This window comes from Allobosea sp. UC22_33, from assembly GCF_042700715.1.
Lineage (GTDB): Bacteria > Pseudomonadota > Alphaproteobacteria > Rhizobiales > Beijerinckiaceae > Allobosea.
Genome location: NZ_CP170556.1, coordinates 4,536,228 through 4,555,892 on the forward strand (window position 1 = coordinate 4,536,228; position 19,665 = coordinate 4,555,892).

19 protein-coding genes are annotated in these 19,665 nt (G+C 67.6%); 17 read left to right on the plus strand and 2 right to left on the minus strand.

The features are described 5' to 3' along the window. Positions 1-8: 8 nt before the first annotated feature. Complete coding sequence (locus tag ACFJGT_RS21930) at positions 9-914, minus strand: LysR substrate-binding domain-containing protein (protein WP_377842405.1); 906 nt, start codon at positions 912-914, stop codon at positions 9-11. A gap of 122 nt (positions 915-1,036) precedes the next feature. On the opposite strand from ACFJGT_RS21930, the gene ACFJGT_RS21935 reads away from it, so the two are divergent. The 10 genes from ACFJGT_RS21935 (at position 1,037) to ACFJGT_RS21980 (ending at position 10,587) form a co-directional block, all read left to right on the plus strand. Then, a complete protein-coding gene (locus ACFJGT_RS21935; RefSeq protein WP_377842408.1) occupies positions 1,037-2,071 on the plus strand; it encodes an ABC transporter substrate-binding protein in 1,035 nt (344 codons plus the stop codon). 161 nt (positions 2,072-2,232) lie between these two features. Next, positions 2,233-3,276, plus strand: a complete 1,044-nt coding sequence (locus ACFJGT_RS21940; protein ID WP_377842411.1) for an ABC transporter ATP-binding protein — start codon at positions 2,233-2,235, stop codon at positions 3,274-3,276. Further along, positions 3,273-4,139 (plus strand): ABC transporter permease, encoded by an 867-nt coding sequence (locus tag ACFJGT_RS21945; protein ID WP_377842416.1) that lies wholly within the window; start codon positions 3,273-3,275, stop codon positions 4,137-4,139. Before ACFJGT_RS21940 ends, ACFJGT_RS21945 begins: the two co-directional genes overlap by 4 nt. Further along, positions 4,136-4,936 (plus strand): ABC transporter permease, encoded by an 801-nt coding sequence (locus ACFJGT_RS21950; RefSeq protein WP_377842421.1) that lies wholly within the window; start codon positions 4,136-4,138, stop codon positions 4,934-4,936. The genes ACFJGT_RS21945 and ACFJGT_RS21950 overlap by 4 nt, the downstream gene beginning before the upstream one ends. Before the next feature lie 5 nt (positions 4,937-4,941). Next, positions 4,942-6,069 carry an NAD(P)/FAD-dependent oxidoreductase gene (locus ACFJGT_RS21955; protein ID WP_377842424.1) on the plus strand — a complete coding sequence of 376 codons (1,128 nt, stop codon included), beginning with the start codon at positions 4,942-4,944 and terminating at the stop codon, positions 6,067-6,069. After that, positions 6,050-6,358, plus strand: a complete 309-nt coding sequence (locus ACFJGT_RS21960) for a (2Fe-2S)-binding protein (RefSeq protein WP_377842426.1) — start codon at positions 6,050-6,052, stop codon at positions 6,356-6,358. Before ACFJGT_RS21955 ends, ACFJGT_RS21960 begins: the two co-directional genes overlap by 20 nt. Next, the gene (locus tag ACFJGT_RS21965; protein ID WP_377842429.1) at positions 6,355-7,809 is read left to right on the plus strand and encodes an FAD-dependent oxidoreductase; all 1,455 of its coding nucleotides are present in this window, start codon (positions 6,355-6,357) and stop codon (positions 7,807-7,809) included. The genes ACFJGT_RS21960 and ACFJGT_RS21965 overlap by 4 nt, the downstream gene beginning before the upstream one ends. Further along, entirely contained in the window at positions 7,806-8,933 is a 1,128-nt protein-coding gene (locus ACFJGT_RS21970) for an NAD(P)/FAD-dependent oxidoreductase (protein WP_377842433.1), read from the plus strand. Before ACFJGT_RS21965 ends, ACFJGT_RS21970 begins: the two co-directional genes overlap by 4 nt. 22 nt (positions 8,934-8,955) lie before the next feature. Then, complete coding sequence (locus ACFJGT_RS21975; protein ID WP_113584410.1) at positions 8,956-9,297, plus strand: Rid family hydrolase; 342 nt, start codon at positions 8,956-8,958, stop codon at positions 9,295-9,297. A 132-nt stretch (positions 9,298-9,429) separates the two neighbouring features. Beyond that, entirely contained in the window at positions 9,430-10,587 is a 1,158-nt protein-coding gene (locus ACFJGT_RS21980) for an acyl-CoA dehydrogenase family protein (RefSeq protein WP_377842440.1), read from the plus strand. 16 nt (positions 10,588-10,603) lie between these two features. On the opposite strand, the gene ACFJGT_RS21985 is transcribed toward ACFJGT_RS21980, so the two are convergent. Next, entirely contained in the window at positions 10,604-11,839 is a 1,236-nt protein-coding gene (locus ACFJGT_RS21985) for an ROK family protein (protein ID WP_377842443.1), read from the minus strand. Positions 11,840-12,004: 165 nt separating this feature from the next. Here ACFJGT_RS21985 and ACFJGT_RS21990 point away from each other — a divergent pair, with 165 nt between their 5' ends. The 7 genes from ACFJGT_RS21990 to ACFJGT_RS22020 are packed head-to-tail and all read left to right on the plus strand — an operon-like array spanning position 12,005 to position 19,634. Continuing rightward, positions 12,005-13,264, plus strand: coding sequence for an extracellular solute-binding protein (locus ACFJGT_RS21990; protein ID WP_377842447.1), 1,260 nt, complete (start codon positions 12,005-12,007; stop codon positions 13,262-13,264). A gap of 31 nt (positions 13,265-13,295) precedes the next feature. Continuing rightward, positions 13,296-14,237: a carbohydrate ABC transporter permease gene (locus ACFJGT_RS21995; protein ID WP_377842450.1), complete on the plus strand. Its 942-nt coding sequence runs from the start codon at positions 13,296-13,298 to the stop codon at positions 14,235-14,237. Beyond that, entirely contained in the window at positions 14,237-15,076 is an 840-nt protein-coding gene (locus tag ACFJGT_RS22000) for a carbohydrate ABC transporter permease (RefSeq protein WP_377842453.1), read from the plus strand. Before ACFJGT_RS21995 ends, ACFJGT_RS22000 begins: the two co-directional genes overlap by 1 nt. Positions 15,077-15,081: 5 nt before the next feature. Beyond that, positions 15,082-16,596 (plus strand): argininosuccinate lyase, encoded by a 1,515-nt coding sequence (locus tag ACFJGT_RS22005; protein ID WP_377842456.1) that lies wholly within the window; start codon positions 15,082-15,084, stop codon positions 16,594-16,596. Next, positions 16,596-17,672 carry an ABC transporter ATP-binding protein gene (locus ACFJGT_RS22010; protein ID WP_377842459.1) on the plus strand — a complete coding sequence of 359 codons (1,077 nt, stop codon included), beginning with the start codon at positions 16,596-16,598 and terminating at the stop codon, positions 17,670-17,672. Before ACFJGT_RS22005 ends, ACFJGT_RS22010 begins: the two co-directional genes overlap by 1 nt. Further along, positions 17,669-18,616, plus strand: a complete 948-nt coding sequence (locus ACFJGT_RS22015; RefSeq protein ID WP_377842463.1) for a carbohydrate kinase family protein — start codon at positions 17,669-17,671, stop codon at positions 18,614-18,616. Before ACFJGT_RS22010 ends, ACFJGT_RS22015 begins: the two co-directional genes overlap by 4 nt. Continuing rightward, positions 18,609-19,634: an SIS domain-containing protein gene (locus ACFJGT_RS22020; protein ID WP_377842466.1), complete on the plus strand. Its 1,026-nt coding sequence runs from the start codon at positions 18,609-18,611 to the stop codon at positions 19,632-19,634. Before ACFJGT_RS22015 ends, ACFJGT_RS22020 begins: the two co-directional genes overlap by 8 nt. The last annotated feature ends 31 nt before the right edge of the window (positions 19,635-19,665 follow it).

Genomic DNA, 19,665 nt, shown 5'->3' on the forward strand with positions numbered 1-19,665 from the left:
AGGCGCTATCAACCGGCAACGGTTTCCGCGAAATTCAGCGCCGCGACCCGAACCGTCTCGGCGAAATCCTGTGCGACCGCGGAACGGAAGCGGCCGGCGCCCCAGATGATCGCGATGTCGTAGGTCACCGACGGCTTGAGCGGCCGCACCTCGACACCCTTGCCGCGATATTCTTCCGCCGTGAACGGATCGACCACCGAAAGCCCCGCGCCCGCGGCGACGAGCCCGCAGGCGATCATCGACAGCGGCGTCTCCACACGGGTCTGGCGGGCGACGCGATGGGCCGAGAAGAGGGCGTCGATGCGGTAGCGCAATTGCGTCGACTGCTCGAGCGAGATGAACGGTTCGTCGACGAAATCCTCCGGCGCCAGCACGTCCTTGGCGGCCAGCCTGTGCCCGGTCGGCAGCACGGCAACCGGCGCCATCGCCGGCAGGATCTCGATATCGATCCCGGGAAAGTCGAGGGGAAGCTGCGCGAAGCCGAGTTCGCAGAAGCCGGACGTCACCCAGTCCACGACCTGCGATGAAATGCTGCCGTAGATCGCGATCTCCAGATCGGGCCTCTGCTTGAGATAGCCGCCGACCACCCGCGGCAGGAAGCCGACATTGAAGGCTGGCAGCGCCGCGACCCGCAGCGAACCGGCCCGCCCCTCGCGCAGGTTGCGGGCCGCATTCTCGATCCGCTCCAGCCCGACGAACTGACGCTCGACCTCGCGGTAGAGCGACAGCGCCTCGCTCGTCGGCACCAACCTCGCGCCGCGCTTCACGAACAGCGGCAGACCGAGCGCGTATTGCAAATCCTGGATCAATCGCGTCACCGCCGGCTGCGTGACGTTCAGCGCCTGCGCCGCCGCAGTGATGCCGCCGGTCACGATCACCGTCCGGAAAGCCTCGATCTGGCGCGGGTTCAGCATGGTCGATCCGCACTCGAACCGAACATAACATTTCGGCATGGATTGCGCGAAACATTCGATTTGACCAGTTCCAAAACAGCCCCGAACCTAACGGCATCACTCGAAAACGAGGAGGGGATACCGTGAAGCTCGCCATCACATTCGCTCTGGTTACCGGAACCGCGCTCGCCGGCTCCGCCGCTTTCGCCCAGCAGAAGACGCTTTATGTCGCCGGCTATGGCGGCTCCTACGAGCAGACCATGCGCAAGGAGGTCATCCCGGCCTTCGAGAAGCAGGCCAACGTCAAGGTCGAGTACGTCGCCGGCAATTCGACCGACACGCTCGCCAAGCTGCAGGCCCAGAAGGGCAATCAGCAGATCGACGTCGCGATCGTCGATGACGGCCCGGCCTATCAGGCGGTGGCGCTCGGCTTCTGCGCCACGCTGACCGACGGCCCCGTCTACAAGGACGTGGCGCCGGTGATGAAGTTCAAGTCGAACAAGGGCGTGGGGCTCGGTCTCGTCGGCACCGGCCTGTTCTACAACAAGAAGGTCTTCGACGAGAACAAATGGCCGGCCCCGACCTCGTGGAACGACCTGAAGTCGAAGACCTACGGCAAGAAGATCGTCAGCCCGCCGATCAACAATACCTATGGCCTGCACGCGCTGATCGCCTTCGCGCAGATCGGCGGCGGCGGCGAGACCAACATCGAGCCGGGCTTCGAGGCCTTCAAGAAGGACATCAACCCGAACATCGTCGCCTATGAGCCCTCGCCGGCGAAGATGACCGAACTCTTCCAGAACGGCCAGGCCGTGCTCGGCGTCTGGGGCTCGGGCCGCGTCAAGGCCTTCGCCGATACCGGCTTCCCGGTCGAATTCGTCTATCCGAAGGAGGGCGGCTTCGCGCTCGGCTCCGCCGCCTGCCCGGTCGAGGGCTCGAAGAACGCCGCCGAGGCCAATGCCTTCATCCAGTTCATGCTCTCGCCCGCGATCCAGAAGGTGATGGCGACCGGCGCCGGCTTCGGCCCAGCCAACGTGACGGTGACGCTCACGCCGGAAGAACGGAAGGGTCTGCCCTATGGCGACGAGGTCAAGGCGCTCAAGGCCGTCGACTGGGATGTCGCAAACGCCAAGCGCGAGGAATGGACCCGCCGCTGGAATCGGGAGGTCGAGCGGTAAGACCTTCCGCTTTCCGCAAGAACCTCCTCGTCATCCCGGCCGCAGCGAAGCGAAGCGCCGGGATCCATCGTAAAGTGCAACGCCCTTCGATGGATCCCGGGGCAAGCCCGGGATGACGGAGGAGTTTCCGCGCCCTCAGTCACGAGGCCAGCAAGTAATCCATGTCCCATCTCGTTCTCGAAGGCCTCGGCAAGTCCTACGGCACGGCGGTTGCCGTCGAGGGGCTCGACCTTTCGGTCGCCCGCGGCGAGTTCATCTCGCTGCTCGGCCCTTCCGGCTGCGGCAAGACCACGACGCTGCAGATGATCGCCGGCTTCGTGCCGGTCGATCGCGGCCGCATCCTGCTCGACGGCGCCGATCTCGGTGGCGTCGCGCCCAACAAGCGCGGCCTCGGCATCGTCTTCCAGAGCTATGCCCTCTTTCCGCATATGACCGTGGCGCAGAACATCGCCTTCGGCCTGGAAATGCGCGGCATCGAGAAGGCGGAACGCGAGAAGCGCACGCTGGAGGCGATGGCGCTGGTCGGGCTCAAGGGCTTCGAGGATCGCTATCCCCGCCGGATGTCGGGCGGTCAGCAGCAGCGTGTCGCGCTCGCCCGTGCGCTGGTGATCAGGCCCTCGCTGCTGCTGCTCGACGAGCCCCTCTCCAATCTCGACGCCAAGCTGCGCGAGGAGATGCAAGGGGAGCTGCGCCAGATCCAGCGCTCGATCGGCACCACCACGATCCTCGTCACCCACGACCAGCACGAGGCGATGGCACTGTCCGACCGCATCGTCGTGATGAACAAAGGCCGCGTCGAGCAGATCGGTGCGCCTGATGCCGTCTATGGCGCGCCCGACACCGCCTTCGTCGCGAATTTCCTCGGGAAGACCAATGTCCTGACGGCAACCGGTGACGGAAGCGGCCGTGTCGCGATCGAAACCTTGTCCGTACCGCTCGCCGGCGCCACCTCTGGCGCGCTGCGCATCGCAGTCCGCCCCGAACGCCTCGGCTTCGCGGCTGATGGCGCACCGGGTTTCAGCGCTCGCATCACCTCCCGCATCTTCCAGGGCGCGCATTGGCTATTGACGGCGGAAAGCACCGCCGGCCCGGTCACGCTGATCCGGCACAATGACGGCAGGCCTGTCCCCAGCGAAGGCGAGAGCGTGAAGCTGAGCTTCGGCCCCGGCGACGCCGCGCTGCTTGCGGAGGGTATAGGCTTATGAGCCCTGACGCCTCCGCCCGCGCAACGCCCTACTGGCTGACCGGCCCGGCGCTCGCCGTCTTCCTCGCCCTCGTCATCATTCCGCTCGGCATGACTGTGCTGCTCGCGTTCTACGACTGGGGCCAATACAAGGGCATCGTCGCCGAGTTCACGCTGAAGAATTTCCGCGAGATCTTCAGCGACGGCTATTTCCTCGAAGTCTTCCTGCGCACCTTGCGCATCTCGGTACTGGTGACGCTGTTCGCGACCCTGATCGGGGTGCCCGAGGCCTATATCCTCAACCGCATGGCGCCGGCCTGGCGCGGCCTCTGCCTGCTCGCGATCCTCGGGCCCTTGCTGGTCTCGGTCGTGGCGCGCACGCTCGGCTGGGCGCTGCTGCTCGGCTCGAACGGGCTGGTCAATCGAGGGCTGATGGCGCTCGGCCTGATCGGCCAGCCGCTCGAATTCATGTTCACCGAAACCGGCGTGGTGATCGCGCTCGTCCATGTGCTGATCCCGCTGATGATCCTCGCGGTCTGGGCCTCGCTACAGCGGCTCGATCCGCAGATCGAGAATGCCGCGCTCTCGCTCGGCGCTTCCCGCCTGACGATCTGGCGGCGCGTGATCCTGCCGCAGATCGTGCCGGGCATCCTCTCGGGCTCGATCATCGTCTTCGCGCTGGCCGCGAGCGCCTTCGCCACGCCCGCCATCATCGGAGGCAGGCGGCTCAAGGTCGCGGCGACGCTGGCTTATGACGAATTCCTGAATACGCTGAACTGGCCGCTCGGCGCCGCCGTTGCCGTGTTGCTGCTCGCCGCGCTGGTCATCCTCACCGTCGGTACCAACCGGCTGGTCGAGCGCCGCTACTCGCAGGTGTTCGAATGAGCCGCAACGGCCCCCTCGCGATCCTGTTCCACACGCTCTTCGTCGTCTTCATGCTGGCGCCGCTGGCGGTGGTCTGCCTCGTCGCCTTCACGCCGGAGGGCTATCTCTCGCTACCCGGGCGGGTCTGGAGCCTGCGCTGGTTCAGGGCGATCCTCGATTATCCCGAATTCCTGCGCGCCTTCCGCGACTCGCTCTGGCTCGCGGCGCTGTCCTCTACCGTCGCGATCGGGCTCGCCGTGCCGGCAGCCCTTGCCATCGCCCGCTACCGCTTCCCCGGCCGCGAGGCGATGACGGCCCTGTTCATGTCGCCGCTGATGGTCCCCCATGTCGTGCTGGGCATCGCCTTCCTGCGCTTCTTCACGCAGATCGGCCTCTCCGGGACCTTCCTCGGGCTGGTGCTGAGCCATATCATCGTGATCATCCCCTTTGCGCTCAGGCTCGTGCTGGCCGCCTCCTACGGCATCGACCGGCGCATCGAGCATGCCGCGATCTCGCTCGGCGCGAGCCCGGCCGTGGTCTTCCGTCGCGTGACGCTGCCGCTGATCCTGCCGGGCGTCGTCTCGGGCTGGCTGCTCGCCGCGATCAACTCCTTCGACGAGGTGACGATGACCGTCTTCATCGCCTCGCCCGCCACCACCACACTTCCCGTCCGGATGTTCCTCTACATCCAGGACAATATCGACCCGCTCATCGCAGCCGTCTCCGCCTGCCTGATCGCCCTGACCGCCATCCTGCTGATGGCGCTGGACAGGCTCTTCGGGCTCGACCGGCTGTTCGTCGGAACCGGAAAAGGCTGAACCCCGTGCCCACTCCTCCTAGAGAACCCGATGTCGCCGTGATCGGCGGCGGCGTGGTCGGCGGCGCCATCGCGCTCGGCCTCGCCCGCAACGGCGCCAAGGTCGCGATCCTCGACGAAGGCGACACAGCCTTCCGGGCCTCGCGCGGCAATTTCGCGTTGGTCTGGGTGCAGTCCAAGGGCTTCGGCATGCCCGATTACGCGCTCTGGTCGCGCCGCTCCGCCGATAGCTGGCACCAGCTGGCCGCTTCTCTGGCCGGCGAGACCGGGATCGACGTCGCCCATAGCCAGCCCGGCGGCTTCATGCTCTGCCTCTCGGAGGAGGAGCTCGACAAGCGCGTCGATGCGATGCGCCGTCTTCATAACAGCCGGCCGCTGACCGATTTCCCATACGAAGTGCTCGACCATGCCGAGACGAAGCGGCGCCTGCCCGCGATCGGCAAGGATGTGGTCGGCTCGCTCTATTCCCCACTCGACGGCCATGTGAATTCGCTGAAGCTGTTTCGGGCGCTGCGCGAGGCGACGGTGAGGCGCGGCGTCGACTACCGCCCGAACAGCCCTGTCGAGAGCATCGTGCCCAAGGATGGCGGCTTCGCCATCACCGGCCCCTGGGGCGAGCTGCGCGCCGGGAAGGTCGTGCTCTGCGCCGGGCTCGGCAATGCGCGCCTCGCCCCGATGGTCGGACTCGACGCGCCGGTGAAGCCGAGCAAGGGCCAGATCATCGTCACCGAGAAGACCGAACCCTTCCTGCACAACCCGATGGTCACGGTGCGCCAGACCGACGAGGGCGGCGTGATGATCGGCGACAGCCAGGAGGACCGCGGCTTCGACACCGTCGTCGGCCAGCCGATCCTCTCGACCATGGCGGAGCGGGCGGTGAAGATGTTTCCGCGCCTCACCGGCCTGAACGTCGTCCGCACCTGGTCGGCGCTACGCGTGATGAGCCCCGACGGCTTTCCGATCTACGACCAGTCGCAGACCCATCCCGGCGCGTTCGTCGTCACTTGCCATTCCGGCGTGACGCTCGCCGCCAACCATGTCCTGACGCTCGCTCCCGCGATCCTCGCCGGCAACTTGCCAGAGAGCGTCGCGAGCTTCACCGCACGGAGGTTCCATGTTCCGGCCCATAGCTGACCTTGCCGCGCGCGCGGAGCTGAGCTTCACCTTCGACGGCCAGCCGCTGACGGCCCGCGCCGGCGACACGGTCGCCGCGGCCCTGCTCGTCAACGGCATCACCGCCTGCCGCGAGACGCCGGTCTCCGACACCCCCCGCGCGCCCTATTGCTTGATGGGCGTCTGCTTCGACTGCCTCGTCGTCATCGACGGAATCGGCAACCGGCAAGGCTGCCTCGTGCCGCTCGCGGAGGGCATGCGCATCGAGACCCAGCATGGCCGCCGCCATCTCACGGAGGCCGCGGAATGACTCCGATCGCCAGCATCGAACAGCTCGTCGAGAGCTATGATCTCCTCGTCGTCGGCGCCGGCCCGGCCGGCCTCTCCGCCGCAGCGCGTGCCGCCGAGCTCGGCCTCTCCGTCCTGCTTGCCGACGAGAACCCGGCGCCCGGCGGCCAGATCTACCGCGCCGTCACCACGACGCCGGTGAAGAACCGCGCCATCCTCGGCGATGACTACTGGCGCGGCGCCGACATCGTCGCGCGCTTCGAGCGCTCGAAAGGTGCCTACGCCCCCCGCTGCACCGTCTGGTCGATCGGCCCGGACGAGACCGCGCCCGGCACTTTCGAGCTCGGCCTCTCCGTCGACGGCAAGGCGCGCATCATCGGCGCCAAGCAGGTCATCCTCGCCACTGGCGCGCAGGAACGCCCCTTCCCGATCCCCGGCTGGACCCTGCCCGGCGTGATGACGGCCGGCGCCGCCCAGATCGCGCTCAAGTCCGCTGGCGCCATTCCGTCGGGGCGCACGGTCATCGCCGGATGCGGCCCGCTGCTCTACCTGCTGGCAGGCCAGCTCGCGGCCGCCGGCTGCCAGATCGCCGCGGTGCTCGACACGACGCCGTCGGCCAATTGGTCCAAGTCGCTCGGTGCCATCCCGGACTTCCTACGCTCGCCCTATCTCGCCAAGGGCCTGAAGCTGATGCTGGCCGCGCGGCGCAAGCTCCGCTTCGTCTCCGGGGTGACCAGCCTAACGGCGACCGGCGAAGGGAAGCTGGCAACGGTCCAGTTCGAGCAGGGCGGCCGCACCGGCACCATCGCCTGCGAGACGCTCCTGCTGCACCAAGGCGTCATACCCAGCGTCAACTTCTCCAACGCCGCCGGCTGCGCCCATGATTTCGATGGGGAGCAGCATGCCTGGGTGCCGCGCGTCGATGCCTGGTTCGCCTCGACCGTGCCGGGCATCGCCATCGCCGGGGACGGCGCCGGTATCGGTGGCGCGGAAAGCGCGGCGCTCCGCGGCGAGATCGCCGCCTTCGGCGCAGCATCGCGGCTCGGCAAATTGAACGAGGCCGAGCGCGACCGGCAGGCCGCGCCGATCCGCGCCGAACTGGAGAAGAAGCTGCGCGGCCGGCGTTTCCTCGACCTGCTCTACAAGCCGGCGCCGCAATTCCTGGCGCCGCCGAAGGACGAGACCATCGTCTGCCGCTGCGAGGAGGTCACGGCGGGCCAGATCCGCGACGCGGCCAGCCGCCTCGGCGTCACCGGCCCCAACCAGATGAAGGCCTTCCTGCGCTGCGGCATGGGGCCTTGCCAGGGCCGCCTCTGCGGCCCGACCGTGGTCGAGCTGATCGCCGAAACGCGCGGCATCACCCCGGCCGAAACCGGCTATTACCGCTTGCGTCCGCCTGTGAAGCCCGTGACGCTGGCCGAGCTGGCGGCCCTGCCGCAGACTGAAGCTTCAGTGAAGGCGGTCGTCCGATGACCAGGGAGGCCCGCAGCGCCGATGTCATCGTCATCGGCGGCGGCATCCATGGCTGCTCAACCGCCCTGCATTGCGCCATGCGGGGTCTCTCGGTCATCCTGATCGAGAAGGACCATGCCGGCCGTCATGCCTCCGGCGTCAATGCCGGCGGCGTGCGTCAGCTCGCCCGCCATGTCGCGGAAATCCCGCTCTCCAACGCCTCGATGGCGCTCTGGCACAATATAGCCGAGCTGGTCGACGACGATTGCGGCTTCACCAGCGACGGGCAGGTGCTGGTCGCCGAGGACGAGGCCGATCTGGAGGGGTGCCGCGCCCGCGTCGCCGACCTGACGCTGCGCGGCTTCCATCATGAGGAGATGATCGACGCCAAGGAATTGCGCGAGATCGTCCCCGCCGTCTCCGAGACTTGCCCAGGCGGCGTGATCTCGCGCCGCGACGGTGCCGCGATCCCCTTGCGCGCCACACAGGCCTTCAAGCGCAAGGCCGAGAGCCTCGGCGCCACCATCCGCGAAGGCGTGCGCGTGACCAAGGTCGAGCAGGACGGACCAAACTGGCGCGTCGTCACCGATGCCGGCGCCTTCCTCGCACCCCGCATCGTCAACGCTGCCGGAGCCTGGGCCGACCGCATCGCCAGCGATCTCGGTGAGCCCGTGCCCCTCTCGGTCATCGCGCCGATGCTGATGATCACGGCGCCGCTGCCAGCCTTCATCAAGCCGGTGGTGATCCTGCGCGGGCGAAAACTCTCCTTCAAGCAGTTCGACAACGGCACGGTGCTGATCGGCGGCGGCCATCTCGGAACGCCCTTGCGCGACGAGAACGTCACACTGCTCGACTGGCGCAAGCTCGCGATCAGCGCCGGCACGGTCTGGGACCTCTTCCCGATCATGCGCGGCGCGCCGATCGTGCGCGCCTGGGCCGGCATCGAGGCGCGCATGCCGGACGACCTGCCGGTCTTCGGCAAGAGCGCCCGGCACGAGGGCGTCTATCACCAGTTCGGCTTCTCGGCCCATGGCTTCCAGCTCGGCCCCGGCGCCGGCGCCGTGATGGCCGAGATCATCGCGACCGGCCGCTCCAACGTACCGATCGACGGGCTCGGCATCGCCCGTTTCGCCACCACCGACTGAGCTTCAACACAGGAGAAGACCCATGGCCATCAAGCGCTCCATCCGCACCCCCATCCAGAACCGCGTCGTCGAGACCGGCAACCTCGCCTTCGTCGGCGGCGTCGTCGCCGACGACACCAAGCAGGGCATGGGCCCGCAGACCCAGAACATCCTCGGCAAGATCGAGGGCTATCTCGGCGAGGTCGGGCTCGATCGCAAGGCGATCGTCGCCGCCCAGATCTTCGTGACCGATCTCACGCTGAAGAAGGAGATGGACGCGGTCTGGACCAGCTTCTTCGGCGAGGACATGCCGACCCGCGCCACGGTCGGCGTCGCCGATCTCGGCGGCCCGCTGATCGAGATCGTGGTCACCGCCTCGCGCTGAGCGGCTCGGCAGATGACGAGGCTACAGGCGCAATGTCGCGCCTGTAGTCCATCCTCCGAAAGCATGAACGGGGGTGCCCAACCTCCGGACGCTGGCATAGGGTCGTCATCTGACGACAGCCTCGAGACCAGCATGCAGCACGCTTCCGACCATTCCGAGATCCGCGACGCCGTCGCCAGGCTCTGCGCCGATTTCCCGGGCGAATACTGGCGCAAGCTCGATCGCGAGATGGCCTATCCGACGGAGTTCGTGACGGCGCTCACCGAAAGCGGCTTCCTCTCGGCGCTGATCCCCGAGGCCTATGGCGGGGCCGGCCTCACGCTTTCGGCCGCCGCGGTCATCATGGAGGAAATCCAGCGCCAGGGCTGCAATGGCGCCGCCTGCCACGCCCAGATGTATGTGATGGGCACCGTGCTGCGCCATGGCACCGAGAACCAGAAGCAGCGCTACCTGCCCAGGATCGCCTCGGGCGAACTGCGCCTGCAGGCCTTCGGCGTCACCGAGCCGACCAGCGGCACCGACACCACCGCCTTGCGCACCACCGCCCGCCGCGAAGGCGATCATTACATCGTCAACGGCCAGAAGATCTGGACCAGCCGCGCCGCGCAATCCGACCTGATGCTGCTGCTCGCCCGCACCACGCCGCGCGACCAGGTCGCCAAGCGCACCGACGGGCTCTCGGTCTTCATCCTCGACATGCGCGAGGCGCTGAAGGACGGCCTCACGATCCGGCCGATCCGCACGATGATGAACCACGCCACCACCGAGGTCTTCTTCGACAATGTGAAGGTCCCGGCCGAGAACCTCGTCGGCGAGGAGGGCAAGGGCTTCCGCTACATCCTCTCGGGCATGAATGCCGAGCGCATCCTGATCGCGGCCGAATGCGTCGGCGACGCCAAATGGTTCATCGACAAGGCCTCCGCCTATGCCAGGGAGCGCCAGGTCTTCGGCCGGCCGATCGGCCAGAACCAGGGCATCCAATTCCCGATCGCCAGGGCTTACGCCAACATGCGCGCCGCCGAACTGATGGTGCGCGAGGCGATCCGCCTCTACGAGGCCGGCGCCAATCCGGGCGCCGAGGCCAATATGGCCAAGATGCTGGCGGCGGACGCCTCTTTCGAAGCCGCCAATGCCTGCGTGCAGACGCATGGCGGTTTCGGCTTCGCCGAGGAATACGATGTCGAGCGCAAGTTCCGGGAGACGCGGCTCTATCAGGTCGCGCCGATCTCGACGAACCTGATCCTGTCCTATCTCGCCGAGCATGTCCTGGGCATGCCGCGCTCCTACTGACGGCGGCTGGACGCTCTCACTCCAAAACAAGTGCATCCGGCGTCAGGCTGACGCGATCGAGCTTCGGCGTCATCGTGTCGAGCAAGGGCAGCGCCGCCGCGCCGAGCGCGGCCGTCAGGCGCCCGGTCCCGCCGCGCTGGACGCGCGGGATCGTCCGTCCCGGACGGTTCGCCACCGAGATCGGCAGAGGTACCATCGCCGCGATCAGCGCGTCGATCACCGTATCCGGCATCTCGCCACCGAGGATCACCGTCTCCGGATCGAACAGGTTCTCCAACATCGTCACGACAGGGGCCAGCAGCCCGGCCGCCTCCGCGATCCAGCCGGACAAGGCGGGATGCCCTTGCGCATGCAGGCGCGCGACCTCATCCGGCCCGGCGCCCGCGACGCCGGCCTCGCGCAATGTCTCCGCCAGCGCATGGAAGGAGGCGTAGCGTTCGAGGCAGCCATGCCCGCCACAGGCGCAGGCGCGCCCGTCGCGGACCACCGGGATATGGCCGATCTCGCCGGCATTGCCGAAGGCGCCGCGATAGGGCTGGCCGGCGACGATGACGCCGAGACCCAGGCCCGCGCCGAAATAGATCTGGCAGAAATGGCGCAGGTTGCGGCCTAAGCCATGGAGATGCTCGCCGACGGCGGCCGCATTGGCGTCGTTCTCGATCACGACAGGCGTGTTGAGAACGTCCTGCAGCAGTTGCGCCGCATCCTGCCCGGCCCAGCCCGGCAAGGGCGAGGTGCCGACCGAATTCATGCCCTCGATCTCGAAGGGGCCGGGCATCACGACGCCGCAGCCGAGCAGGCGCTCGGGCAATCCATGCTCGCGCCTGACCGCCGCCAGCTCCGCCGCAGCCGTGTTCTGCACGCCAGCGACCGTCGTGTCCGCGAGTGGAGCGATACGCTGCGCCCGGACCCGTCCGGCGAGGTCGACGAGAACCGTGGTGACGTGATCCGCCGCGATCTCCATGCCCGCCGTCATCCCGCCCTCGGGGTTGACGGCGAATTCCACCGGCGGCTGGCCCCGCGCCGTGCGGCGCCGGCCGAGCTCGGTGAGAAAGCCCTCTTCGACCAGCTCGGCGACGATGTTGGAGACCGCCTGTGCCGTGAGCTTGGTCAGCACCGCGATGTCGGAGCGGCCGAGCTGCCCGTGCTGGCGCACGGTTTCCAGCACCACGCGGCGGTTATGGCTGCGCGTCCGCTCGGGATTAGTGCCGACGGCGACGCTGCGGGAGGGAGGGACGGGACGGTTCGGCATAGGCGGTCGCAAGGGATCGGGCGCACAGCCTGCTCCGGCAATTAATCCAACTCAAGTGAATTAATCGATTGACAGCCGCGGGCCGGCGAGACGACGATATCGGCGAGCCTCCCGAATGCCGTCCGCCGGCAGGGACGGAGGACGACGAAATCAGGGGAGAGGGTCATGCGCGGTCTACGCGGGATGCTGTTGGGTCTGATGGTCTCGGTCGGCGCGGTCGCCGGCGCGAAGGCGCAGACCGTCGAGATCGAATACTGGCAGTATGTCTTCGACGCGCGCGTCAAGGCGATGACCGAGCTGATCAAGCGCTTCGAGGCCGCCAACCCGAATATCAAGGTCAAGCAGACCACCTTCCCCTATGCCGACTACCAGACCAAGATCGCCGCGGCGATGCCGGCCGGCCAGGGCCCGGACGTCGTGCAGCTTTTCTATGGCTGGCTCGACAATTTCGTCGGCGCCAAGTTCATCCAGCCGCTGCCGCGCGATGCCTTTCCGCCCGCCGCGATCGAGAAGGAATTCTATCCGATCGTCTCGGCGATGAAGCGCGACGGCGAGTATTACGCGCTGCCGACGGCCGTGCGCTCGCTCGCGCTGTTCTACAACAAGAAGCTCTTCCAGGAGGCCGGGCTCGACCCCAATACGCCGCCGAAGACCGTCGACGAACTGCTCGATTTCGCCAAGAAGACGACCAAGCGCGACGGCGCCGGCAACATGCTCTCCGCCGGCATCACGCTCGACTTCCCCGGCCAGGACTACCATTGGTGGCGCGAGACGCTGCTGCGCCAGAACGGCGGCGCGCCCTATAGCGACGACAACAAGAAGGTGACCTATGACAGCGAGGCCGGTGCCAAGTCGCTGAACTGGTATGCCGATCTCCAGCGCGTCCACAAGGTCGGCCAGGTCGGCTTCATGGACGAGGGCCAGGCCGCCTTCCGCGCCGGCCGCGCCGCGATGACGATCGACGGCTCCTTCCGCCTCGGCGCCTTCGGCGGCATCAAGGCCTTCGAATGGGGCGTCGCCGAGCTTCCGGCCTCGGCCGACGGCAAGAAGGCGAACTTTGCCAGCTACTGGGTCAACGCCATCACCACCAAGCCGACCGGCCCGAAACTGGAGGCGGCCAAGAAGTTCCTCGCCTTCGTCACCACGCCCGAGGCGATGCAGCTCTGGCTCGAAACCGTCGGCGAGTTGCCGGCCCGCAAGGAAGCGGCCGAGACCGAGAAGAACCTGAACCACCCGGTCTATGGGCCGTTCCTCAAGGCGCTCAGCTACTCGCACGCCACGGTCTTCGTCGACGAGCTGGCCCAGCGCCAGGTCTCGCTCGACATGCTCAACCGCGTGCTCCTGCAGAACCAGGACGCCAAGGCCGCCCTCGCCGAGGCCGCCAAGGCCGAGCAGCCCATCCTCGACCGCTTCTACAAGAAGTGATGTTGGTCGAGCGTCGGATCGGATTGTCGCGATGAACGCCTCTTCGTCTCGTGTCGATGCACGGTCCGGCGCCCGTTTCTTCTCGGGCCTCGGCATGCGCCAGAAACAGGTCCTCTGGGCCTGGTCCTTCCTGGCAGTGCCGGTGCTGTTCTATGCGGTGGTGCGCTTCTATCCGACGCTGGAAGCCTTCTGGATTTCCACCACCAACTGGAACCTCCTGACCAAGCCGTCCTTTGTCGGGCTCGCCAACTTCAAGCGCCTCCTCGCCGATCCGGTGTTCTGGAAGGTCTTCGGCAACACGGCGCTCTACCTGCTGCTGGGCACGCCGATCAGCCTGCTGCTCGCCTTCACCATCGCCTATCATCTCGACCGCGTGCGCTTCCTGCACGGCTTCATCCGAGCAATGTACTTCCTGCCCTTCCTGACGACGGCGGCGGCAATGGCCTGGGTCTGGCGCTGGTTCTACCAGCCGGTCCCGATTGGCCTGTTCAACAATCTGCTCGCCGGCATCGGCATCGCCCAGCAGCCCTTCCTGCGCTCGACGACGCAATCGCTGCCCGCCGTTCTCGCCCCCGCAATCTGGGCCGGGCTCGGCTTCCAGGTCGTGATCTTCATGGCCGGCCTGCGCGCCATTCCGAACACCTATTACGAGGCCGCCCGCATCGACGGCGTCTCGAACGGGACGATCCTGCGGCGCATCACCCTGCCGCTGCTCAAGCCGACGATCGTCTTCCTCGTCGTCTTCTCCTCGATCGGCTTCCTGCGCATCTTCGATCAGGTCTACAACATGACCAGCCAGACGAGCAGCGACCCCGGCGGCCCGCTCAACGCGACCAAGCCGCTCGTTCTGATGATCTACCAGACGGCCTTCTCCTCCTTCGACATGGGCTATGCCGCGGCCCAGACCGTCGTGCTCTTCCTCGTGCTGCTCGTGGTCTCGCTGCTGCAGCTCCGGCTGCTGAAAGACCGCTGATGAGCGCCGCCTCCCCCATGGCCCTGCGCATCGAGCCCGGCCGCATCATCGCCTGGCTGCTGCTCTTTGGCGGCGGCCTGCTGATGGTGACGCCGCTCGTCTTCATGTTCGCGACCTCGCTGAAGGATTCCTCCGAGATCTACGATCTCGCCTTCTTTCCGGCCCATCCGACGCTCGGCAACTACGTGACCGTGCTCTCGGACGGCCGCTTCCTGCGCTGGTTCGCCAATTCCTTCGGCATCGCGGTCGCGGTGACGCTTTCCAACGTCTTCTTCGACAGCCTCGTCGGCTACACCCTGGCGAAGTTCCAGTTCCGCGGCCGCTATCTCGTCTTCATCGCCATCCTCTCGACGCTGATGATCCCGACCGAGATGCTGGTCATTCCCTGGTACGTCATGGCCAAGAACTTCGGCTGGCTCGACAGCTACTGGGGCATCATGTTCCCGGGCATGATGACCGCTTTCGGCACCTTCCTGATGAAGCAGTTCTTCGAGACCGTGCCGAACGACTTCCTCGAAGCCGCCCGCATCGACGGCCTCAACGAATTCGCGATCTTCTGGCGCATCGCCCTGCCGCTGGTGACGCCGGCGCTCTCGGCGCTGGCGATCTTCACCTTCCTCAGCAACTGGACCGCCTTCATCTGGCCGCTGATCGTGACGACCTCCAAGGAGCTCTACACCTTGCCGGTCGGCCTCACGAGCTTCGCGGTGGAATCGCAAGTCCAGTGGGAATTGATCATGACGGGCGCGGCGCTCGCCACCCTGCCGACGCTGACCGTCTTCCTGCTGCTCCAGCGCTATATCGTGCGCGGCGTGGTCCTCGCCGGTCTCAAGGGCTGATTGCCATGACGAAAACCGATCCGCGGACGGCCGACACGTCCGTCTTTCCCGATCCCGTCTACAACGAGACCGTGCTGCGTCCGCTCTTCGACGGAGCGAAGACGCATCACGTCCAGAGCTTCCGCGCCATCGACCGCGCCCATCTCGTCATGCTCGCCGAGGCCGGCATCCTGCCGCGCGCGACAGCCGGCCGCATCGCCCGCGCGCTCGACGCCATCGATGCCGAGATCGACCCCGCGGCGCTGCGCTATGACGGCACGGTCGAGGATTATTTCTTCCTGATCGAGGCCGAGCTGAAGAAGCGCCTGCCGGCCGACGATGCCGGGCGCCTCCATACCGGCCGCTCGCGCAACGATATCGACCACACCCTGTTCAAGCTCGCGCTCAAGCCGCGGCTCGACCATATGGCCGGCCTTCTGCGCGCCCTGATCACCGCGACGCTCGACCTCGCCGAGCGCGAAAAGGCGACGCTGATCGTCGCCTATACCCATGGCCAGCCGGCGCAGCCGACCACCTTCGGCCATTACCTTTCGGCCGCGATCGAGGTGATGCTGCGCGACCATGAGCGGCTGGTGCAGGCGCGCGCCCTGCTTGATCTCTCGCCGATGGGCGCGGCGGCGATCACCACCTCGGGCTTCCCGCTGGACCGCGCCCGCGTCGCGCATCTGCTCGGCTTCGCGGCACCCCTCCAGAACTCCTATGGCTGCATCGCCGCGATCGACTACCTCACCGCGACCTATAGCGCGCTGGAACTCGTCTTCCTGCATCTCGGCCGCCTGATCCAGGATCTGCAGGTCTGGACCGCCTTCGAGGTCGGCCAGCTCTATGTGCCTAATGCCTTCGTGCAGATCTCCTCGATCATGCCGCAGAAGCGCAATCCCGTTCCGATCGAGCATCTGCGCCACCTCTCCTCGCAGGCGATGGCACGCGCCCGGATGGTCAGGGATATCGTCCACAACACGCCCTTCACCGACATGAACGACGCCGAAGGCGAAACCAACGAGGCCGGCTATCAGGCCTTCGCGACGGGCGAGCGCGTGCTCGGCCTGCTCGCGGCGCTGCTGCCGGCGCTCCAGGTCGACGGACGCCGCGTGGCTGAGAACATCCGCCGCTCCTGCATCACCATCACCGAGCTCGCCGACACGCTGGTCCGTTCGGAAGGCCTCTCCTTCCGCACCGCCCATGAGATCGCCGCCGATGTCGCGCGCGCCGTGGTCGCCGCCGATGGCGACCTGCCGCGCGACGGCTACGCGCCCTTCCGCAAGGCCTTCCGGGAACATGCCGGCCGCGAACCGCAATTGAACGAGGCCGCCTTTGCCGAGGCCGTCTCGCCCGAGCATTTCGTCGCGGTGCGCGAACGTTTCGGCGGGCCGGGGCCGCAGGCTCTTGCCGCCGCCTTCGCCGGCTATCGCGGCGTGCTGGTGGCGGCCGGCCTTGCCGCGACCGCGACCGCCGCGCGCGAAGCTTCCGCGCGCCATGAACTCGACGCCGCCTTCGCGGATCTGATGGGAGCAGCCTGATGGCGGGTATCGAGCTTCAGGGGCTGGTCAAGCGCTACGGCAAGACGCAGGTCGTCCACGGCATCGACCTGACGATCGAGGACGGCGAATTCGTCGTCTTCGTCGGCCCGTCCGGCTGCGGCAAGTCGACGACTTTGCGCATGATCGCCGGTCTCGAGGAGATCGACGGCGGCACCATCACGATCGCCGACCGGCCCGTGAACCGGCTGGAGCCGAAGGAGCGGAACATCGCCATGGTGTTCCAGAACTACGCGATCTACCCGCATATGAGCGTCGCCGAGAATATCGGCTTCGGCCTCTATACGGCCAAGCTCGACAAGGCCGAGAAGCGCCGCCGGATCGAGGAGACCGCCCGCATCCTCGGCCTCGAGCCGCTGCTCGAACGCAAGCCCTCGGCGTTGTCCGGCGGCCAGCGCCAGCGCGTCGCCATCGGTCGCGCCATGGTGCGCGACCCCGCCGCCTTCCTGTTCGATGAGCCGCTCTCCAATCTCGACGCGCAGTTGCGCGCCCAGATGCGGCTGGAGATCAAGCGCCTGCACCAGCGGCTCGGCCGCACCATCGTCTTCGTCACCCATGATCAGGTCGAGGCGATGACGCTGGCCGACCGGATCGTGGTGATGCGCGACGGCCGCATCCTCCAGGTCGGCGCGCCGATGGAGCTCTACGAGAAGCCGGCGGACGTCTTCACCGCCCGCTTCATCGGCTCGCCGACGATGAACATCCTGCCGGCCAAGACAATCACCGCCGAGGGCAAAGCGAAGCTGGAACTAGCGGGCAACACCATCGCCCTGCCGCCTCGTCCGGCGCCGCTCCCCGCCGAGGTGCTGGTCGGCGTCCGCCCGCAGGAGTTGCGCGTGCTCGCGCCCGGCGACAACGCCGATCTCGTCCTCACCGGCAAGGTCGCGGTGGTCGAGCCGCTGGGGTCCGAGACTTTCGTCCATGTCGAGCATGGCGATGGCTTGATCCTCGCCTCGGCCCCGGCCAAAGCGCCGCCGGTCGTCGGCCACGACGTCCGCCTCGGCGCCGGCATCGACGCGCTGCGCCTGTTCGACGCGGCGACCGAGCGCGCCCTATGAGCGCCGGGCGCGACCTCGTCCTCAGCATCGGCCGGCTCTATTGCGACATCGTCTTCCGCGGGCTCGACGCGATGCCGCGCCTCGGCGAGGAGCGGTTCGCCGAGACCGTCGCGATCGTGCCGGGCGGCGGCGGCTTCATTACGGCAGCCCATCTCGCAGCCCTCGGAACGCCGGCCGGCCTCCTCGCCCGCATCGGCACGGACCCGCTCTCCGGCACGCTGGCGCCGGCACTGGCGGAAAGCGGCGTCGATCTGCGCTGGCTCGAACGCGCGGCCGAAGCCGGCCCACAGCCGACCGTCGTGATGGTGCAGGATGGCGAGCGCGCCTTCCTCTCGCGCCGTGCCGGCAGTGCCCGCCCGGCGACGCTCGACGCAGCCCTTGCCGAACGGGCCGCGCGTCATCTCCACATCGCCGAATTCGCGACCCTCGCCGAAATCCCCGACCTGATCGATCGCGCCAAGCGCGCCGGCCTGACCGTCTCGCTCGATCCGAGCTGGGACGACGACTGGATCCGCCGGCCGGACCTGATCGAGCGTGCCGCGGGCGCCGACATCTTCCTGCCCAATGCCGTGGAAGCGCGCGCGATCGCGAAGTGCGAGGATCTGGATCAGGCCGGCAACCACCTCGCCCGCCATTTCCCCGTCGTGGTCGTCAAGGACGGCGCCAACGGCGCCCGCCTCTTTCAACGCGATACCACGCTCGCCTTACCGGCGCCCGAGGGCGGGCCGGTTCTCGACACGACCGGTGCAGGCGACGCCTTCAATGCGGGTTTCCTCGCCGCCTGGCTCGCCGGGCGTGCCCCGGAGCGGGCTTTGGCGGAGGGTATCACTTGCGGCACGCTCTCCGTGCGCTCCGTCGGTGGCGCCGGAACGCGGCTCCACCCCGCCGATGTCGACGCGATGAGCCGGAACCTGCTGCGCTGCCATGAGCGGATCGATGCCTGAAGCCCTTCTTACCCGCGAGGCTGCGGAAGCAGCCGAGGTCGCCGCCCGCCAGATCTCGGCCAATGCCGGCGCGATGGCGCAGCTCGGCGAACAGCTCCGCCGGCGCAAGCCCGCCTTCATCGCGACCTGCGCCCGCGGCTCCTCCGACCACGCCATGACCTATGGCAAATACCTGCTGGAGCGCACGCTTGGCCTGCCGGTCGCCTCGCTGGGCCCGAGCCTCGCCTCGGTCTACCGCGAAGAGCTCGATCTTTCCGGCGCCGTCTTCATCGCCGCCTCGCAATCCGGCCGCAGTCCAGACGCGCTGCAATTGACCGAGACGGCCAAGCGCGGCGGCGCGCTGACGGTCGGCCTGATCAACGACATGGACTCGCCGCTGGCCGGGCTGGTCGATGTCGCCCTGCCTCTCGCCGCTGGCCCCGAGACCAGCGTCGCCGCGACCAAGAGCTTCCTCGCCACCGGCATCGCCCTGCTCCATCTCGCCGCGGCCTGGAGCAGCGAGCGGAGCCTCGCTGATGCTCTTGTCAGGTCGCCAGAATTGCTCAGGCAAGCCGGGCTCTGCGACTGGTCGCCCTATCTCCTGCGCCTCAAGGAGGCGACGAGCCTCTATGTCATCGGTCGCGGGCTCGGTCTCGGCATCGCTCAGGAAATGGCGCTGAAGTTCAAGGAGACCTGCCGCATCCATGCCGAGGCTTTCAGCGCCGCCGAGGTGTTGCACGGCCCCCTCGCTCTGGTCGGGTCGGGATTCCCGGCATTGGTGCTCGATCCCGCCGACGAAGGCAGCGAAAGCACGCTCTCCGTCGCCCGCAACTTCGCCGGGCTGGGCGCGGAGGTCGCTTATGCCGGTTCGGACGCCGCACCCGGTATCGCCCTGCCCGTGCCGGCCGAGAGCCCGGCCGTGCTGATGCCCCTGCTCCAGGCCCGCGCCTTCTATGGCGCCATTGCAGCGCTCGCGGCAGCGCGCGGGCTCGACCCAGACCGCCCGCCGCATCTGCGCAAGGTCACGCAGACGCTCTGAAAGCGCGCGTCGCCTCCCTGCAGAGCAGGGC

What these genes read in the sequence shown, in the direction of transcription:
- ACFJGT_RS21930 (WP_377842405.1), bottom strand. Translation starts at nt 914, where the DNA reads ATGCTGAACCCGCGCCAGATCGAGGCTTTCCGGACGGTGATCGTGACC.
- ACFJGT_RS21940 (WP_377842411.1), top strand. Translation starts at nt 2,233, where the DNA reads ATGTCCCATCTCGTTCTCGAAGGCCTCGGCAAGTCCTACGGCACGGCG.
- ACFJGT_RS21945 (WP_377842416.1), top strand. Translation starts at nt 3,273, where the DNA reads ATGAGCCCTGACGCCTCCGCCCGCGCAACGCCCTACTGGCTGACCGGC.
- ACFJGT_RS21950 (WP_377842421.1), top strand. Translation starts at nt 4,136, where the DNA reads ATGAGCCGCAACGGCCCCCTCGCGATCCTGTTCCACACGCTCTTCGTC.
- ACFJGT_RS21960 (WP_377842426.1), top strand. Translation starts at nt 6,050, where the DNA reads ATGTTCCGGCCCATAGCTGACCTTGCCGCGCGCGCGGAGCTGAGCTTC.
- ACFJGT_RS21965 (WP_377842429.1), top strand. Translation starts at nt 6,355, where the DNA reads ATGACTCCGATCGCCAGCATCGAACAGCTCGTCGAGAGCTATGATCTC.
- ACFJGT_RS21970 (WP_377842433.1), top strand. Translation starts at nt 7,806, where the DNA reads ATGACCAGGGAGGCCCGCAGCGCCGATGTCATCGTCATCGGCGGCGGC.
- ACFJGT_RS21975 (WP_113584410.1), top strand. Translation starts at nt 8,956, where the DNA reads ATGGCCATCAAGCGCTCCATCCGCACCCCCATCCAGAACCGCGTCGTC.
- ACFJGT_RS21980 (WP_377842440.1), top strand. Translation starts at nt 9,430, where the DNA reads ATGCAGCACGCTTCCGACCATTCCGAGATCCGCGACGCCGTCGCCAGG.
- ACFJGT_RS21985 (WP_377842443.1), bottom strand. Translation starts at nt 11,839, where the DNA reads ATGCCGAACCGTCCCGTCCCTCCCTCCCGCAGCGTCGCCGTCGGCACT.
- ACFJGT_RS21990 (WP_377842447.1), top strand. Translation starts at nt 12,005, where the DNA reads ATGCGCGGTCTACGCGGGATGCTGTTGGGTCTGATGGTCTCGGTCGGC.
- ACFJGT_RS21995 (WP_377842450.1), top strand. Translation starts at nt 13,296, where the DNA reads ATGAACGCCTCTTCGTCTCGTGTCGATGCACGGTCCGGCGCCCGTTTC.
- ACFJGT_RS22000 (WP_377842453.1), top strand. Translation starts at nt 14,237, where the DNA reads ATGAGCGCCGCCTCCCCCATGGCCCTGCGCATCGAGCCCGGCCGCATC.
- ACFJGT_RS22005 (WP_377842456.1), top strand. Translation starts at nt 15,082, where the DNA reads ATGACGAAAACCGATCCGCGGACGGCCGACACGTCCGTCTTTCCCGAT.
- ACFJGT_RS22010 (WP_377842459.1), top strand. Translation starts at nt 16,596, where the DNA reads ATGGCGGGTATCGAGCTTCAGGGGCTGGTCAAGCGCTACGGCAAGACG.
- ACFJGT_RS22015 (WP_377842463.1), top strand. Translation starts at nt 17,669, where the DNA reads ATGAGCGCCGGGCGCGACCTCGTCCTCAGCATCGGCCGGCTCTATTGC.
- ACFJGT_RS22020 (WP_377842466.1), top strand. Translation starts at nt 18,609, where the DNA reads ATGCCTGAAGCCCTTCTTACCCGCGAGGCTGCGGAAGCAGCCGAGGTC.